15 protein-coding genes are annotated in these 14963 nt (G+C 68.3%); 6 read left to right on the top strand and 9 right to left on the bottom strand.

The annotated features are described in order from the left end of the window. Positions 1–21 precede the first annotated feature (21 nt). The 4 genes from QQJ79_RS01750 to QQJ79_RS01735 are packed head-to-tail and all read right to left on the bottom strand — an operon-like array spanning position 22 to position 3564. Positions 22–477 (bottom strand): hypothetical protein, encoded by a 456-nt coding sequence (locus tag QQJ79_RS01750; RefSeq protein WP_284220468.1) that lies wholly within the window; start codon positions 475–477, stop codon positions 22–24. Then, positions 474–1940 (bottom strand): Fe-S cluster assembly protein SufB, encoded by a 1467-nt coding sequence (sufB, locus tag QQJ79_RS01745; RefSeq protein WP_284220466.1) that lies wholly within the window; start codon positions 1938–1940, stop codon positions 474–476. The genes QQJ79_RS01750 and sufB overlap by 4 nt, the downstream gene beginning before the upstream one ends. Further along, complete coding sequence (locus QQJ79_RS01740) at positions 1940–3082, bottom strand: cysteine desulfurase family protein (RefSeq protein WP_284220464.1); 1143 nt, start codon at positions 3080–3082, stop codon at positions 1940–1942. Before QQJ79_RS01740 ends, sufB begins: the two co-directional genes overlap by 1 nt. Beyond that, positions 3079–3564, bottom strand: a complete 486-nt coding sequence (locus QQJ79_RS01735; protein WP_284220463.1) for an Rrf2 family transcriptional regulator — start codon at positions 3562–3564, stop codon at positions 3079–3081. The genes QQJ79_RS01740 and QQJ79_RS01735 overlap by 4 nt, the downstream gene beginning before the upstream one ends. Positions 3565–3722: 158 nt before the next feature. Here QQJ79_RS01735 and QQJ79_RS01730 point away from each other — a divergent pair, with 158 nt between their 5' ends. Beyond that, positions 3723–4373 carry an alpha/beta hydrolase gene (locus tag QQJ79_RS01730; protein ID WP_284220461.1) on the top strand — a complete coding sequence of 217 codons (651 nt, stop codon included), beginning with the start codon at positions 3723–3725 and terminating at the stop codon, positions 4371–4373. 59 nt (positions 4374–4432) lie between these two features. Here QQJ79_RS01730 and QQJ79_RS01725 read toward each other — a convergent pair whose 3' ends face one another. Together QQJ79_RS01725 and QQJ79_RS01720 are read right to left on the bottom strand one after the other, a co-directional pair. Continuing rightward, positions 4433–5635, bottom strand: coding sequence for an exo-beta-N-acetylmuramidase NamZ family protein (locus tag QQJ79_RS01725; protein ID WP_284220459.1), 1203 nt, complete (start codon positions 5633–5635; stop codon positions 4433–4435). After that, the gene (locus tag QQJ79_RS01720) at positions 5632–6189 is read right to left on the bottom strand and encodes a DOMON-like domain-containing protein (RefSeq protein WP_284220458.1); all 558 of its coding nucleotides are present in this window, start codon (positions 6187–6189) and stop codon (positions 5632–5634) included. The genes QQJ79_RS01725 and QQJ79_RS01720 overlap by 4 nt, the downstream gene beginning before the upstream one ends. Before the next feature lie 67 nt (positions 6190–6256). Between QQJ79_RS01720 and tyrS the strand changes: the two genes are divergently transcribed. From tyrS to QQJ79_RS01700, 4 genes are all read left to right on the top strand, one after another. Continuing rightward, entirely contained in the window at positions 6257–7561 is a 1305-nt protein-coding gene (tyrS, locus tag QQJ79_RS01715) for a tyrosine--tRNA ligase (RefSeq protein WP_284220456.1), read from the top strand. Between the two features lie 150 nt (positions 7562–7711). Then, positions 7712–8179: a thioredoxin-dependent thiol peroxidase gene (bcp, locus tag QQJ79_RS01710; RefSeq protein ID WP_284220454.1), complete on the top strand. Its 468-nt coding sequence runs from the start codon at positions 7712–7714 to the stop codon at positions 8177–8179. 203 nt (positions 8180–8382) lie between these two features. Further along, a complete protein-coding gene (locus tag QQJ79_RS01705) occupies positions 8383–9534 on the top strand; it encodes a peptidoglycan DD-metalloendopeptidase family protein (RefSeq protein ID WP_284220452.1) in 1152 nt (383 codons plus the stop codon). After that, positions 9518–10057: a bactofilin family protein gene (locus tag QQJ79_RS01700; protein WP_284220451.1), complete on the top strand. Its 540-nt coding sequence runs from the start codon at positions 9518–9520 to the stop codon at positions 10055–10057. Before QQJ79_RS01705 ends, QQJ79_RS01700 begins: the two co-directional genes overlap by 17 nt. 158 nt (positions 10058–10215) lie before the next feature. Here the strand turns inward: QQJ79_RS01700 and QQJ79_RS01695 are convergent, their stop codons facing one another. Continuing rightward, the gene (locus QQJ79_RS01695; RefSeq protein WP_284220449.1) at positions 10216–11733 is read right to left on the bottom strand and encodes a tetratricopeptide repeat protein; all 1518 of its coding nucleotides are present in this window, start codon (positions 11731–11733) and stop codon (positions 10216–10218) included. Here QQJ79_RS01695 and QQJ79_RS01690 point away from each other — a divergent pair. Further along, positions 11699–12145, top strand: a complete 447-nt coding sequence (locus QQJ79_RS01690; protein WP_284220446.1) for a hypothetical protein — start codon at positions 11699–11701, stop codon at positions 12143–12145. The two genes, QQJ79_RS01695 and QQJ79_RS01690, sit on opposite strands and share 35 nt — an antisense overlap. A gap of 171 nt (positions 12146–12316) precedes the next feature. Here QQJ79_RS01690 and prfB read toward each other — a convergent pair. Together prfB and QQJ79_RS01680 are read right to left on the bottom strand one after the other, a co-directional pair. Then, positions 12317–13439 (bottom strand): peptide chain release factor 2 gene (gene prfB / locus QQJ79_RS01685; protein WP_284220445.1). Its coding sequence is split into 2 segments (ribosomal slippage): positions 12317–13369 and positions 13371–13439, totalling 1122 coding nucleotides; the frame shifts between segments, so codons are not numbered across the junction. Positions 13440–13561: 122 nt separating this feature from the next. Further along, the coding region (locus tag QQJ79_RS01680; protein WP_284220443.1) for a penicillin-binding transpeptidase domain-containing protein at positions 13562–14963 on the bottom strand (1402 nt) is incomplete at its 5' end.

Below are 14963 nucleotides of genomic sequence, written 5' to 3'. Positions count from 1 at the left end.
GTTGATGGATATCGGGACGCGTCACTTGTCGGCCTCACTGGCGCGGGACGCCTCTATGCGTGTCGTCAGGGCGGCCAGGAACGCGTCGCGCTGCTCCTTCGCCTGTATGTCCGCCCAGCTGTTCAGATCGGCGCCGGTCGCCCCCGTCGCGAGGGCGGGTACGCGCATGGCGACCCCCCGGATCAGAGGCTCGACGACGGGAAAACAGGCGTCGAGCGCTTCACCAGCCAAATCGGAAGCCGTCACCCGGCCGGAGCCGCCGGCGGTCCGCTGATCGATACAGGCGTTGAACCTCGCCACGATGGGTCCGGAGTCGGCGTCACGCGCCCAGATCAGAAGCTCGAACGCCTCGCGATCTTCCCGCGGCATCGCCGCAAGCATGGCTGCCTGCTCGGTCGCCGACAGCGGCTGTTCCTCCGCGGGCGCCGTCGTGCAGCCCGTGATGAGCGCGCCAAGCGCGAGTGCCGCCGCCCTCACCCCACGCTCCCTTCCAGCGAGATCGCCACCAGTTTCTGCGCCTCGACGGCGAACTCCATCGGCAGTTTCTGCATCACGTCGCGGACGAAGCCGTTGACCAGCAGGGCCACGGCCTCCTCCTGCGACAGGCCGCGCTGCTGGGCGTAGAACAGCTGGTCGTCGGACAGGCGCGTCGTCGTCGCCTCATGCTCCAGCTGGGCCGAGCCGTTGCGCGCCTCGATATAGGGCACGGTGTGCGAGCCGCAGTCCTTGCCGATCAGCAGGCTGTCGCACTGGGTGAAGTTGCGGACCCCCGTCGCCTTGGGATGCACAGACACCAGACCGCGATAGGTCGAGTCCGACTTCCCGGCCGACACCGCCTTGGCGATGATCCGCGACCTCGAGTTTTTGCCCAGATGGATCATCTTGGTGCCGGTGTCGGCCTGCTGATGTCCGTTGGTGATGGCGATCGAATAGAATTCGCCCGAGCTCTCCTCGCCCTTGAGGATGCAGGACGGATATTTCCACGTCACGGCCGAGCCGGTCTCGACCTGGGTCCACGACACCTTCGACCGGTCGCCGCGGCAGTCGGCGCGCTTGGTGACGAAATTATAGATGCCGCCCTTGCCCTCGGCGTCGCCGGGGTACCAGTTCTGCACCGTCGAATATTTGATCTCGGCGTCGTCCAGCGCCACCAGCTCGACCACCGCCGCATGCAGCTGGTTCTCGTCGCGCATCGGGGCGGTACAGCCCTCCAGATAGGAGCAGTAGCTGCCCTTGTCGGCGATGATCAGCGTCCGTTCAAACTGGCCCGTCTGACTCGCATTGATGCGGAAATAGGTCGACAGCTCCATCGGACAGCGCACGCCCGGGGGGATGTAGACGAACGACCCGTCCGAAAAGACCGCGCTGTTCAGGGCTGCGAAATAGTTGTCCGAGACCGGCACCACCGAGCCCAGATACTGGCGCACGAGCTCGGGATGTTCTCGCAAGGCCTCGGAAATCGGCATGAAAATGATGCCGACCTTGGCCAGTTCCGCCTTGAAGGTGGTGACCACCGACACGCTGTCGAACACCGCGTCCACGGCGTAGCGCGCCGCGCCCTCGACGCCCGCCAGCACCTCCTGCTCCTTCAGCGGGATGCCCAGCTTGGCGTAGATGGCGAGGATTTCGGGATCCACCTCGTCCAGCGACTTCAGCCCCGCCTTCTCCTTCGGCGCGGCGTAATAGAACAGGCTCTGGTAGTCGACCGGCGTGTATTTCACCGAAGCCCAGGTCGGCTCCTCCATCGCCAGCCAGCGCTCATAGGCGGCCAGCCGCCATTCCAGCATCCACTCCGGCTCGCCCTTCTTCTCGGAGATGAACCGCACGATGTCGGCGTTCAGCCCGCGCGGGGCGTATTCCGTGTCGATGTCCGAGGTGAAGCCGTGCTCGTACTTCTCCAGCGCGGCGACGGCGTCGATGGTCTTCTGGACGGCGGCCATCAGGCCTCGGCTTTCGCGCGCACGGCGGTACGCTGGCGCTGTTTGGCCCAGGCCTCGACCCAGGCGTCGGCGAACCGCATCCAGTCGTCCCGGGTCGTGCCCCAGCCGCCCGAAACCCGCACCCCGCCGGTGGCCAGGTGGTCCAGCCCCATGGCCGAGATCGCCTTGGACGGCCGGGTCTTGCCCGAGGAACAGGCGCTGCCGGCCGAGACCATGACGCCCTGCAGGTCGAGGGTGATCAGCTGCTGCGGGCTGTCCCAGCCCTCGACGGCCATGAACAGGGTGTTGGGCAGGCGCTCGACCGCGCCGCCGATGATGGTCGCGCCCGCCGCCTTGACCCTCGCCTCGGCCGCGTCGCGCCAGGCCGCATGGGTCATGGCTTCAGACAGGTCGCGCGCGGCGCAGACCGCCGCGACGCCGAAGCCGGCGATGCCGGGCACATTCTCCGTACCGGCGCGCAGCCCCCGCTCCTGACCCGCCCCGTGCAGGGTGCGGATGACGGGCGTGCCCTCCTTGGACACCAGCGCGCCCACGCCCTGCGGCCCGCCCAGCTTGTGCGCCGACAGGGTCAGGGTGTCCGCGCCGAGCGCCCGCATATCGACCGGGATCTTGCCCGCCGTCTGGATCGCGTCGACGTGCAGCCAGCCGCCGACGGCCTGCACCATCAGCGACGCCTCGGCGATCGGCTGGATCACGCCGCTCTCATTGTTCGCATGATGGATGGCCACCAGCGCCCGGCCGCCCGGCCGGCCCAGCGTCACCGCCAGCCACGCCAGGTCGACCACGCCGTTCGCATCGACCGGGAGGATCTCGACCGGCACGCCGCTGGCGTTGGCCGCCTCGGCCACGCACGGATGTTCGGTGGCGCTGACGATCAGTCGTTCGCAGCCGGCCGCGATGGCGCTGGCCACGGCCTGGGCGTTGGATTCCGTACCGCCGCTGGAGAAGACCACCGCCGTCGGGTCGGCCCCGACCAGTTCGGCCACCCGCGCCAGCGCCGTCTCGACCCGCGCCCGCGCCCGCCGCCCGGCCGCGTGGACCGCATTGGGATTGCCGCCGTCGGCCAGGGCCTCGGCCATCGCCGACTGAACCTCGGGCCGAACCAGACCCGAGGCATTGTAGTCAAGATAAACGCCGCTCACGCCGCCACTCCGATATCGGTCCCGGCTTCCGCCGCCGTCGCCCGGCGCCGCGCGCCGGTGCGGTTCATCACCACATCCTCAAGCGACACCCCGGCCAGATAGCGGTGGATCTCGTCGCCGAGATCCTCCCACAGATTGTGGGTGATGCAGCGCTCGCCTGCCATCATGCAGCCCTTGGGCGACGAATGGCCGATGCAGCGGGTGGCGCGGATGGGCTCGTCGACGGCCAGCACGATCTCGGCCACCACCGTCTCATGCGCCCCCTTGGCCAGCCGGTAGCCGCCGCCGGGGCCGCGCACGCTCTGCACCAGTCCGCCCTTCCGCAGCCGGGCGAACAGCTGTTCCAGATAACTCAGCGAAATCTCCTGGCGCGTCGCGATCTCCGCCAGGGAGACAGCGCGGACCCCGTCCTCGCCCTGCCCGTTGCGGGCCAGATCGGCCATCGCCATCACGGCGTATCGTCCCTTGGTCGACAGACGCATCGCGCACCTTCAAAAATCGCGCGCTTTTCGAGGGTCCTGTGCTAGAACCCGCGCCTTCGCAAAGGCGTCGGCGCGCACGCGGGACTTAGAAAGTCCTACCGCTGCGGTCAAGTATTACGCAGGTGCGAAACGACAGTTGAACACGGAATTCGCCGCATATGCCTGAAGTCATCCTGCCCGGCGCCTCTGGCCGTATCGAAGGCCGTTACTCTCCGGGCAAGCGCCCGAACGCGCCGATCGCCCTGATCCTGCATCCGCACCCCAAGGCGGCCGGGCATATGAACAACCCGGTCACGGTGACCCTGTACCAGCTGTTCCAGAAGCGCGGCTTCGCGACGCTGCGCTACAACAGCCGCGGCGTCGGCAAGTCGCAGGGCGAGTTCGACAGCGGCATCGGCGAACTGGCCGACGCGGCCACAGCCCTCGACTGGCTCCAGTCCAACAACCCGGGCGCCTCCCAGACCTGGGTCGCCGGCTATCAGTTCGGCGCCTATATCGGCATGCAGCTGCTGATGCGCCGCCCCGAGACGGACGGCTTCATCTCGGTTTCGCCGCCTTCGAACATGTACGACTTCAGCTTCCTGGCTCCCTGCCCCGCCTCGGGCCTGTTCCTGCACGGCGCCAACGACACCGTCGTCCCGCCCGTCGAGGTCGAGCGCGTGGTCAACAAGCTGCGCACCCAGAAGGGCATCATCATCGACTATGAGCTGGAAGAGGGCGCGAGCCATTTCTGGCAGGACCACATCGGCGCCGTCGAAGCCCGCGTCGGCGCCTATCTGGACAAGCGGCTGGCGGAAAAGCCGGCGTAAGGATTAACTCAATTCCGCTCATCCCGGCGAAAGCCGGGATGAGCGGATATTGTGTACCGTCAATACAGCAAATACGGCCGCCGCAGCTCAACCCAGGCCGCCTCATCCGGCCCGGCCAGCGTCTCCAGATCGGCCGGCGTCGCCCCCGCGTCGTCGACCCAATCGCGCAGCCCCGGCCCGCCGTTGATCACGTCGATGGCCAGTCTGTCGAAGACGTATTCGTACGGGAAGTCGCGCCACAGGGCGTAGTCCGGATACAGCCGCCGGATCGCCTTGAAGCCCAGCGCCTGCAGCCGCCACGGTCGGAACGCCGCATGGTCATAGGCCGGGTCGTCGACGTGGATCTGCACCCCGTTGCACAGCTGGTGCACGTGCTTGTGGAAGGTCGGCTCGAACCAGCAGTCGCGCAGGACGCAGCCCTTCACCCACTGCGGCGCAAACGCCTGCATCTCCGAAATCACCGCCCGCGCGTCGATGTCCGGCGCGCCGAAAAGCTCCAGCGGCCGCGTCGTGCCGCGGCCCTCCGAGAGGGTCGTCCCCTCCAGCATCACCGTCCCGGCATAGGCGCGCGCCATGCTCAGGTTCGCGGCGTTCGGGCTGGGGTTGATCCAGCTGCGCTCCCCGATCGGCCAGCCGAAGCCCGGCCCGTGATCGGGCGCCCAGCCCTGCATCTCGATGACGCGGTATTCGACGTCCAGCTTGAAGTGGTCGATGAACCACCGGCCCATCTCGCCCAGGGTCATGCCGTGCCGCATCGGCATCGGCCCGGCCCCGACGAAGCTCTCCCAGCCCGGCAGCAGGGTCGTGCCCTCGACCGGCCGGCCCGCGGGATTGGGCCGGTCCAGCACCCACACCGCCTTGCCGTGCTTCGCCGACTCCTCCAGCACGTAGAGCAGGGTCGTCACGAAGGTGTAGATGCGGCAGCCCAGGTCCTGCATGTCGACCAGCAGGACGTCGAACGTCCCCATCGCCTGACCGCTCGGTCGCCGCACTTCGCCGTACAGGCTGAACACCGGAATGCCGTGCCGCGGATCGGTGAAGTCCGGCGACTCCATCATATTGTCCTGCAGGTCGCCCCGCATCCCGTGCTGCGGCCCGAACGCCGCCGTCACGTTCAGGTCGTCGCACGCCATCAGCGCGTCCAGCGAATGCGTCAGGTCCGCCGTCACCGAGGCCGGATGGCCCAGCAGGGCCACGCGCCTGCCCTGCAACGCCGCGCGCAGCTCAGGCTCGGACAACAGGCGGTCGATGCCGAATTTCATGGGCGCTCCATGGCGGGCAGGTCGAAGGCGAAGGCGGCGGCGTGATGGAAGTCCGGCTGGCCCGGCGGATGGGCCAGGGCCCACCACGCCTTGTCGCCGTCCGCGTCCTCGATGACAGCGGACAGCCCGAGTCGCCAGTCGGATCGCGCCAGGTCCGGCAGGCCGCCCAGATCGATCAGCGCCTCCAGTTCGTAACGATCGGGCCAGGCGCGGCTTTCAATCAGGGGCGCTGACATTTCGAGGTTCGCCATGCCCTCACGATAGCCGTCGAACCGATAGGCCGCCCACCGGGTCGAGGGGGACAGGTTGATCTCGAAATAGCCGTCGCCCGTCGGCGTCCGGATAAAGGCTTCAAGGCAGGTGTGCCGCCACAGGCCATCGACCCGGCTCGAGTCCGCGATCGGCGGCAGGCGGAGATCGTCCGCAAGGGCATGGATCACATACCGCAGGGCGAGGCGGCCATGCTGTGGACGCCGCGCGGTCGCCTCGACGCGGGACGCCGCCTCTCCGGCGGAGTCGGCGTGGCGCTGCAAAGACAGTCGCTGTCCGGGCATCCCGGCGGTTCGCGCTTCCATAGGCTCGTGCTACACGCCCCTTCCCTCCCAAGCCAAGCCTGATCCGATGACCGAGACCGCCGAGCCCGCCTTCAAGTCCAGGTTCCTCCAGACGCTGCAGGACCGCGGCTATATCCATCAGATCACCCACCCGGCCGAGCTGGACGCCGCGGCGGCCGCCGGGGTCGTCACCGGCTACATCGGCTTCGACGCCACCGCCCCGTCGCTCCACGTCGGCAGCCTGATCCAGATCATGATGCTGCGCCGCCTGCAGCAGGCCGGCCACAGGCCCATCGTCCTGATGGGCGGCGGCACGACCAAGGTCGGCGACCCGACCGGCAAGGACGCCTCGCGGCCCCAGCTGACCGACGAAACCATCCAGTCGAACATCGCCTCCATCAAGACGGTGTTCGAGAAATTCCTCACCTTCGGCGACGGCCCGACCGACGCCGTCATGCTCGATAACGACCAGTGGCTGTCGACCTACGGCTATGTCGAATTCCTGCGCGAATACGGCACGCATTTCACCATCAACCGGATGCTGGCCTTCGACTCGGTCAAGCTGCGGCTGGAACGCGAACAGCCGATGACCTTCCTCGAGTTCAACTACATGCTGATGCAGTCGGTGGACTTCCTCGAGCTCAACCGGGCCTGGAACTGCACCCTGCAGATGGGCGGCTCGGACCAGTGGGGCAACATCGTCTCGGGCGTCGACCTGGTGCGTCGCGTCGACCACAAGGCCGCCTTCGGCCTGACCACCCCCCTGCTGACGACGGCCTCGGGCGGCAAGATGGGCAAGACGGCCCAGGGCGCGGTCTGGCTCAACGCCGAACAGCTGTCGCCCTATGACTACTGGCAGTTCTGGCGCAACGTCGACGACGCCGACGTGGGCAAATTCCTGCGCCTGTTCACCGACCTGCCGCTGGACGAGATCGCCCGGCTGGAGGCCTTCGACGGCGCGGCCATCAACGACGCCAAGAAGGCCCTCGCCGACGCGGCGACGACCATGCTGCACGGGGCGTACGCCGCCGAAAGAGCGCGCGAAACCGCGGAAAGCGCCTTTGAAAAAGGGGTCGCGACGGATGGCCTGCACACGGAGGACATGCCCTGGGCAGGCACGCTCGACGAGCAGGAGAGAAATGACGGGCCCTTCACCGAACGTCGCGCGGAGGCGCTGCTCAAATGGTCCGGCCTGTCTCCATCGATCGGTCAGGCCCGCAAGAAGATCGAGAACGAGGGTGTTTGGATCAATGACGAACTGGTGCGCGACCCGGCCCGGGTCTTCTCGCTGGAAGACGTCGATCCGGAACTGGGCGCGTTCAGGGTCCGGCTGGGCAAACGCGGACAGATCGTCCTGGTCCGCCCTCATTGACCCTTCCGCTCATCCCGGCGAACGCCGGGACCCGGTGCTTCGGGTGAGCGCTGGTGACGGAACGGTTGCGCTGACGATAGTCCTGAGGCGCTGGCGTCAGGCTGGACAGAACTGGGTCCCGGCGTTCGCCGGGATAAGCGGAGAACGGGAATGCCGGAAATCACCGAAGGCTCGAAAGCCCCTGCATTCGACATGGCCGCGGCCGGCGGAGACCGCGTCTCCCTGGACAGTCTGAAAGGCCAGACGGTCGTCCTGTATTTCTACCCCAAGGCCGACACGCCGGGCTGCACCAATGAGGCGCGGGACTTCTCCGAACACATCGACGCCTTCGCCGCCGCCGGCGCGACCGTCATCGGCGTGTCCCGCGATCCGGTGAAGAAGCTCGACCGGTTCAAGGCCAAATACGATCTCAAGGTCATCCTCGCCTCCGACGAGCCGGAGAACGTCACCGAAGCCTTCGGCGTCTGGGTCCAGAAAAAGCTTTACGGCCGCGAGTATATGGGCGTCGAGCGGGCCACCTTCCTGATCGACGGCGACGGCGTCGTCCGGCGCGTCTGGCGCAAGGTGTCAGTCAAGAACCACGCGGCGGAAGTCTTGGCGGCCGCCCAATCAATCTGACCACGGAACGTTCCAGACCCGCCGGAGATGTAACCGGCGTTACATAGATTCGCGGACTCGCCTTCCAAGCGAATAAAAGCGACGAATACCGACGTTCTTCGCGTGAAGACCGCCCAAGGTGGTTAACAAGTCGTGAACAGACTTGTACCCAAGCTGCGCCATGGCGCATAACCCCTCGTCGTACGTTCTGGGGGCGTTGCGTGATGACCGAACAAGAGCCGACTGTCAGGCGGTCTCTGATCGGAAAGTGGTTTCCGACCCGATATCTGTATCTGCGCGACGGCGACGCCGTCCGGGCCTGGGCCCTGACGCCCGGAAAACAGGCGCTCGGCGCCGTGGCCGCGGTATTGCTGGGCGGCTGGACCGTCATGGCGTCCGGCAGTCTGGTCTTCGACATGGTGGCGCAGAGCCAGACGGACCGAACCGTCGCCCGGGCCCGCGCCGCCTCGGAACGCATGAACGCCGATCTGCAGGCGCGGCTGGACAGCGCCGTGGTGCGCATGACCGCCACGACCGGTTCGCTCGATGAAATGGCCCAGATGGTCGAACGCCGCCACGCGGCCCTGACCCAGGTCATGGGCATGTTCCGCGGCGTCGAAGGCGCCGAACAGGCGCTTCGCCCGGCGGCCGCCCTCAATCCCGACCGGTCCTCGCCCGTCCAGCGCATGATCGCCGTGCGCATGGATCAGGAACGTCTGATCGCCCGCGCCGAGACCGAGGCCCAGACCCGCGCCGAACGGCTGCGGCTGGCCTTCCGCCTCGCCGGCCTGAACCCGGCGGCCTACACCCCGCACGACGCGGCCCTGGGCGGACCGCTGGTCGAGGCGCGCGATCCCCGGGCCCTCGCCGCCGTGCTGGATGTCGATGAGGCCTTCGCGGTGCGCATCCGCCACGCCGCCGACAATCTGTCCGACATGCGCTCCCTGGCCAACGCAGCCGAGAGCATGCCCTTCCGCCGCCCGACCCAGTCGCGCACGACGTCCGGCTTCGGCGTCCGCTTCGACCCCTTCAACGGCCGCCCCGCCCTGCATCAGGGCCAGGACTTCGCCGCCCCGCTGAACACGCCGATCTACGCGCCCGCTCCCGGAATCGTGTCTTTCGTCGGCGTACGTTCAGGGTATGGCAACACCGTTGAGATAGATCATGGACGCGGTTTCAAGACGCGCTACGCCCACCTGAACGCCACGGCTGTCATGCCCGGCCAGCGGATCCAACTCGGTCAGCGTGTCGGCGCCATGGGAACCACAGGACGCTCCACCGGCGTGCATCTGCATTACGAAGTGTGGATGGACGGCCGACCCCAAAACCCCGCCCGCTTCATGAGAGCCGGAGACCAACTTGTTCAACAAGACTAAATCCCCCGCCCCGACGCCCCAGCCTCGCGCTGACAGCGGCTCGTCGATCCCGCCCCTGCCCGATCTGCCCATGCCGGGCAGTCCGGCGGCGCCGGCCCGCGCCGCGTCCCCGTCGGCCCCCAGTCCGCGCGGCCTGTCCACCCTGTCGTCCGACCTTCAGTTCGAGGGCGGCATCACGGGCGGCGGCGACCTGCAGATCGACGGCGCGATCAAGGGCGACGTCCGCGTCGGCCGGCTGATCGTCGGCGAGACCGGCGCGGTCGAGGGCAATGTCTCGGCCGACTACGTCGAGGTTCGCGGCCGCATCGTCGGCGGCATCTCGGGCAAACAGGTCAAGCTGATCGCCACCGCCTATGTCGACGGCGACATCACCGCCGAACAGATGTCGATCGACATCGGCGCCTATTTCCAGGGCCGAGTCCTGCAAGGCCGCCGCGAAGCCCCGGCTCCGACGCCGGCCCCGCGTCCGGCCTCGCCCGAGCCCGCGCCGCAGATCATCGACATGAAGGGTCCTTCGGCCTGATCCATCCGGTCTGAAAGACAAAAGGCCCCGGAGCGATCCGGGGCCTTTTTTTTTATGGCCATGCGTTCACAAGCCTTGGTGACGTAAGGGCCGTTTGGGGGGCCGAGATCGACACCCGGTTTCGACCCATTGCGGACCTTCAGCGTGCCCGTCCTCCGTCATGGTCTTGCGGATTGGACCGAAGCGAGGCGCGATGCTTCCGCCCGATCCGCAGCGCTGAGATCTAGCCGCAGTGCACGGCGATACGCTTCGGTCGCCTCCCTGGGCCGTCGCAGGGCGGCGAGCGAGCGGCCGGCGGCCAGATGGGCGGCGCCCCAGCGCGGCGCGCGATCAATGGCGGCTTCGTATCGGCGCAGCGCGGCGCGGTGATCCCCTTGGCGGGCCAGGGCGTCGCCCTCGAACTTCAGCGGGTCTGCCCAGCGAGGGCCGCGAGACTGCGCTTCGCGGAACATCCGGATCGCGCCCGGCAGATCGCCGCGCGCCAGCCTGACCTCGCCCCAGGCGGAGTGGGCGGAGGGCAAGGACGGCCCCTGGCGCACCGCCTCGGCGAACCAGCGGTCGGCGGCGGCGGGATCGCCCGACCGGGCTGCGAGTTCGCCGCGAACGATAAGGCAGGGGTAGCAGTCGTTGGGCATGGCGGCGGCCAGTTCTGCTGCCTCGGGCACGCGGCCGTTGCGCACGAGGTAACGGGCGTCCATTGCCGCAGCATCAGGACTCCCGTTGTTCGGTATCGCCAAGGAGGCGCGGAGTGCGCGGGGCCAGTCTTCCAGTGCGGCAGCCGTTTCCATTTCCAGAAAATTGCGGACCAACAACGTTGCGTCTGTGCGGGGGAGATCGGCCGCCAGCCGCCGGGCCGACGGCAGGTCGCGACCCAAAGCTGATTGCTGTGCGGCCGCCCAAAGATAGGACTGCATTCCCGAATCATCGCCGCCTCGGGCGGAGATTGCTGCGGCCTCTTCACTGGCTTCCACCGAGGCGGCGTGGTCTCGGGTCAATAGTCGCGCGTAGCTCAGCATGGCGGGTTCGCCGGTCGCACGCGCTATCTGGCTGAGACCATCGCCGCCGCCGGGCCGACGGAAGGCGGCTCGCGCCGATGCTATGGAGGCCAGCGCCGCCTCATGCTGCCCCAGTATCCACTCCGATGCGCCCACGAAAGCCAGCGATGCCCCGTCGGATGGGTTCAACTGGACCGCCCGGCGGGCCGCGCTCAGGGCTTCTCTGGCCCGCTCACTGTTCAGGAGAAGAACGCTCATCGCCAGGTAGGCCTGGGCCCGCTCCTTGTCCGTGCCTCTGCCAAGCAGGGGGCGCACCAGGGCTTCGGCCTCCTCCATACGCTCCTCGCTGGTCAGGTAGCTCGCCATGCGGAGCGGCTGGGTGTCCTGCAGTACGGCCTCGGCGGCGCTCTGGAGCAAGGCGGGCATTTCCGCCTCTGTCCCCTCAAGCGTGCGCCCCGGCGATCCGCTGGCCCGGACGGTCAACAGCAGGCGATCTCCCTGCCGACGCAGCGCGCCGGAGACGATGGTCTGGCGTCCCAGGCGCTGGCGCAGGTAGCGCTCGACCTCACCCAGGGAGACGCCCGTCTGCGGAATCTCGACACGAACCGTCTCGCCCTCGCCGCGAGCCTCGGCCTGGGAGAAGACCGTGCCAACCTCTGCCTTCGCCTGGATGATCTCCATCCGGTCCAGCAGCTCCCCCCGCGACCGCTTCGCCGGTCAGTCCTTCCGCGGCCATGTCGGGCGGAACCACAAAGGCCTGCAGCACCACCTCGTTCGCCTGCCGCGCGCTCCAGACTATCGCACCGACCGCCGCCAGCAGCAGGATGACGGTGGCGGAGATGGACAGGTCGCGGACCGCCTTGATGCGCGCGCGAAACCGTTCATTGCGGGCCAACCCGATCTGCTCCTCAAGCAGCCGGGCGTTGCGGGTGAGAACGTCGCGCGCGGGGGCCTCCAGCGCCGCCTCCCGGCGGGCGGCGCTGAGAGCAAGCTCCAGCGCCTCGAGGGTTTCGGGTGGCCGTACAGCCGGGAATTGTTCGCTGGACAGCTCTACGGGGTCGCAAGTCGCCGCCGCAGTTGCGCGCTGACGTGATCGTCGCGCCCTCATCACGTCCGTCATTGCGCACATCCCCGTCCCGGTTGTGACGCTGACTCAACGAGGCCGGGAGGTCAATGTGGTTGCGGGCGGGGCCGACGAGGAAGGATAGGGCGGCTCAGGATACTCGCACCTGGCGAACCGGCCAGATCGCCGACATCCTGTTCCCTATTCGACGGTCGATCCCCGCGTCTCGCCGACCCGCGCCGCCAACGCCGCGCCCATGAACAGGTCCAGATCGCCGTCCAGTACGCCCTGCGTATCCGACGTCTCGACGTTGGTCCGCAGGTCCTTGACCATCTGGTAGGGCTGCAGGACGTAGGACCGGATCTGGTGGCCCCAGCCGATGTCGGTCTTGGCGTCGGCCACGGCCTGGGCCGCCGCCTCGCGCCGTTGCAGTTCAAGCTCGTACAGCCGCGCCCGCAGCATCTTCCACGCCTGTTCGCGGTTCTGGTGTTGCGACCGGCCCGCCTGGCAGGCCACCACGGTGTTGGTCGGGATGTGCGTCAGACGCACCGCCGAGTCGGTCTTGTTGATGTGCTGACCGCCCGAGCCGGAGGCGCGGTAGGTGTCGGTGCGCACGTCCGACGGATTGATGTCGATCTCGATGGCGTCGTCCACCACCGGCGAGACCCCGATCGAGGCGAAGGAGGTGTGCCGCTTGGCCGCCGCGTCATAGGGGCTGATGCGCACCAGCCGGTGCACGCCGGATTCCGACTTCAGCCAGCCATAGGCGTTCGGTCCGCTGATCAGGATGGTGGCCGACTTGATGCCGGCCTGGTCGCCCGATTCCTCGGCCTCCAGCTCGACCTCATAGCCGTGCGCCCGGGCCCAGCGCGAATACATCCGCAGCAGCATCCCGGCCCAGTCGCAGGACTCGGTGCCCCCGGCGCCGGAGTTCACTTCCAGATAGGCGTCATTGCCGTCGGCCTCGCCGGACAGCAGGGCTTCCAGCTCGGCGCGGCCGGCGCGGTCCTTGATCGCCTTCAGCGAGGCGCGCGCCTCCTCCAGCGTCGCCTCGTCGCCTTCCTCGTCGGCCATGTCGGCGAGCATCACGCCCTCCTCCAGACCGGTCTCCATCTCGCGGACCGCATCGATCTGGGCGGCCAGCCGCGAGCGGTCGCGCGACACGGCCTGGGCCGCCTCGGGATCGTTCCACAGCGTCGGGTCCTCGACCCGCGCGTTCAGCTCATCAAGTTTTCGAAGCGCGACATCCCAGTCAAAGACGCCTCCTGAGCAGAGCGATGCTCTGCTCGATGTCGGCCTTCATGGCCTCGACATCCGGTCTCATCGCATTCTCCGGCGATACAAGAGTGAGGCGCGGACATAGAGGGGTTAGCGGCGAGAGGCTAGTGGCTAGTGATTGGCGGGGCGCTATCGCCGGTGCGACGTTTTCCCCGGTTCACTCGCCACTCAGTACAGTCCGCTCAAATCCTCCGCCGGCTCCTTCTTCGGCGGCGGCGGGGTCGCGGGCGGAGCGGGGGCGGCGGACGGCGTCTGGCCCGTGGCCTCCTCCTCCTCGCGGCGGATCACCTCATTGTAGTTCTGCGGGCCGGTCGGGATTTCCTGCGCCGGACGCTCCTCCTCGCGGCGGCGCTCGGTGCCGGGGCGGAAAGCCTCCTCGATGCCGTTGACGGTGCGGAAGATCGCATTGCGGGGCCGCACGAACGGCCGCGCCGGGCGCTCGCGCAGGGCGACCTGCATGAACTCGGTGAACACCGGCACCGGGCCGGTCGCCCCCGTCTCGCCCGAGCCCAGCGGCCGGTTGTCGTCAAAGCCGATGAAGACCCCGACCACGATGTCCGACGAGAAGCCGACGAACCAGGCCGAGCGGTATTCATTGGTCGTGCCGGTCTTGCCGCCGACCCAGCGGCCGAGGCCCCGGGCGCTGGCGCCCGTGCCGCGCTGGACCACGCCTTCCAGCATCGAGCTGATCTGGTAGGCGGTGATCGGATCGATCACCTGCGTCCCGCGCCCCTCGAGCCGCGGCGATTCCTGGCCGGTGAAGGGGCGGCCGCAGTCGCGGCAGCGGCGGCGGTCGGCGCGGTAGATGGTCTCGCCGTCGCGGTCCTGCACCATTTCGATCAGATAGGGATCGACCCGACGCCCGCCGTTGACGAAGGCGGCGTAGGCGGCCGTCAGGCGATAGGGCGTGGTCTCCCCCGCCCCGAGCGACACCGACAGGTTCGGCTGCAGATTGTCGGCCACGCCCATCCGCCGCGACAGGTCCACGACATTGCGCATGCCGACATCCTGCGCCAGCCGCACGGTCATGACGTTGCGCGACAGCTCCAGCCCCCGGCGCAGGCTCTGCGGCCCATAGTATTCGCGGCTGTAGTTCTCGGGGCTCCAGCGTTCGCCATTGCGTCCGCCGGCGAAGCTGATCGGCGCGTCCAGCACGATCGAGGCGGGCGTATAGTCTCCCTCCAGCGCCGCCGCATAGACGAAGGGCTTGAAGGCCGAGCCGGGCTGACGGTTCGCCTGGGTCGCCCGGTTGAAGCTGGACAGGGCGTAGGAATAGCCGCCGACCATGGCCAGCACCCGTCCGGACTGGGGCTCGATCGCCACCAGGGCGCCGTTGACGTTGGGCACCTGTTTCAGAAGGTACTGGCCGCCCCGCGCCTCGACGAAGATCAGGTCGCCGCGCCGCAGCGGGCGGTTGGCGTTGGCCCAGGCCGCGTCGGCGGCGATCAGCGAGCCGGCGCGATTGTCGCGCGCGGTGCGGATGCGGACATTGTTGCCGGCGACGGATTCGACGGCCGCCGCCTCCCAGGCCCGGCGCTCCGGCGGACGCTGGCCGCGCACGGCGGTCTCG

This window comes from Brevundimonas denitrificans, assembly GCF_030160755.1.
In the GTDB taxonomy this organism is placed as follows: domain Bacteria; phylum Pseudomonadota; class Alphaproteobacteria; order Caulobacterales; family Caulobacteraceae; genus Brevundimonas; species Brevundimonas denitrificans.
This window is presented reverse-complemented; position numbering and strand designations above follow the sequence as displayed.

Coding starts and splice junctions, on each gene's coding strand:
- QQJ79_RS01735 (WP_284220463.1), bottom strand. CDS start 3,564: ATGCGTCTGTCGACCAAGGGACGATACGCCGTGATGGCGATGGCCGAT.
- sufB (WP_284220466.1), bottom strand. CDS start 1,940: ATGGCCGCCGTCCAGAAGACCATCGACGCCGTCGCCGCGCTGGAGAAG.
- QQJ79_RS01725 (WP_284220459.1), bottom strand. CDS start 5,635: ATGAAATTCGGCATCGACCGCCTGTTGTCCGAGCCTGAGCTGCGCGCG.
- QQJ79_RS01695 (WP_284220449.1), bottom strand. CDS start 11,733: ATGGAGATCATCCAGGCGAAGGCAGAGGTTGGCACGGTCTTCTCCCAG.
- QQJ79_RS01730 (WP_284220461.1), top strand. CDS start 3,723: ATGCCTGAAGTCATCCTGCCCGGCGCCTCTGGCCGTATCGAAGGCCGT.
- bcp (WP_284220454.1), top strand. CDS start 7,712: ATGCCGGAAATCACCGAAGGCTCGAAAGCCCCTGCATTCGACATGGCC.
- QQJ79_RS01720 (WP_284220458.1), bottom strand. CDS start 6,189: ATGCCCGGACAGCGACTGTCTTTGCAGCGCCACGCCGACTCCGCCGGA.
- QQJ79_RS01705 (WP_284220452.1), top strand. CDS start 8,383: ATGACCGAACAAGAGCCGACTGTCAGGCGGTCTCTGATCGGAAAGTGG.
- tyrS (WP_284220456.1), top strand. CDS start 6,257: ATGACCGAGACCGCCGAGCCCGCCTTCAAGTCCAGGTTCCTCCAGACG.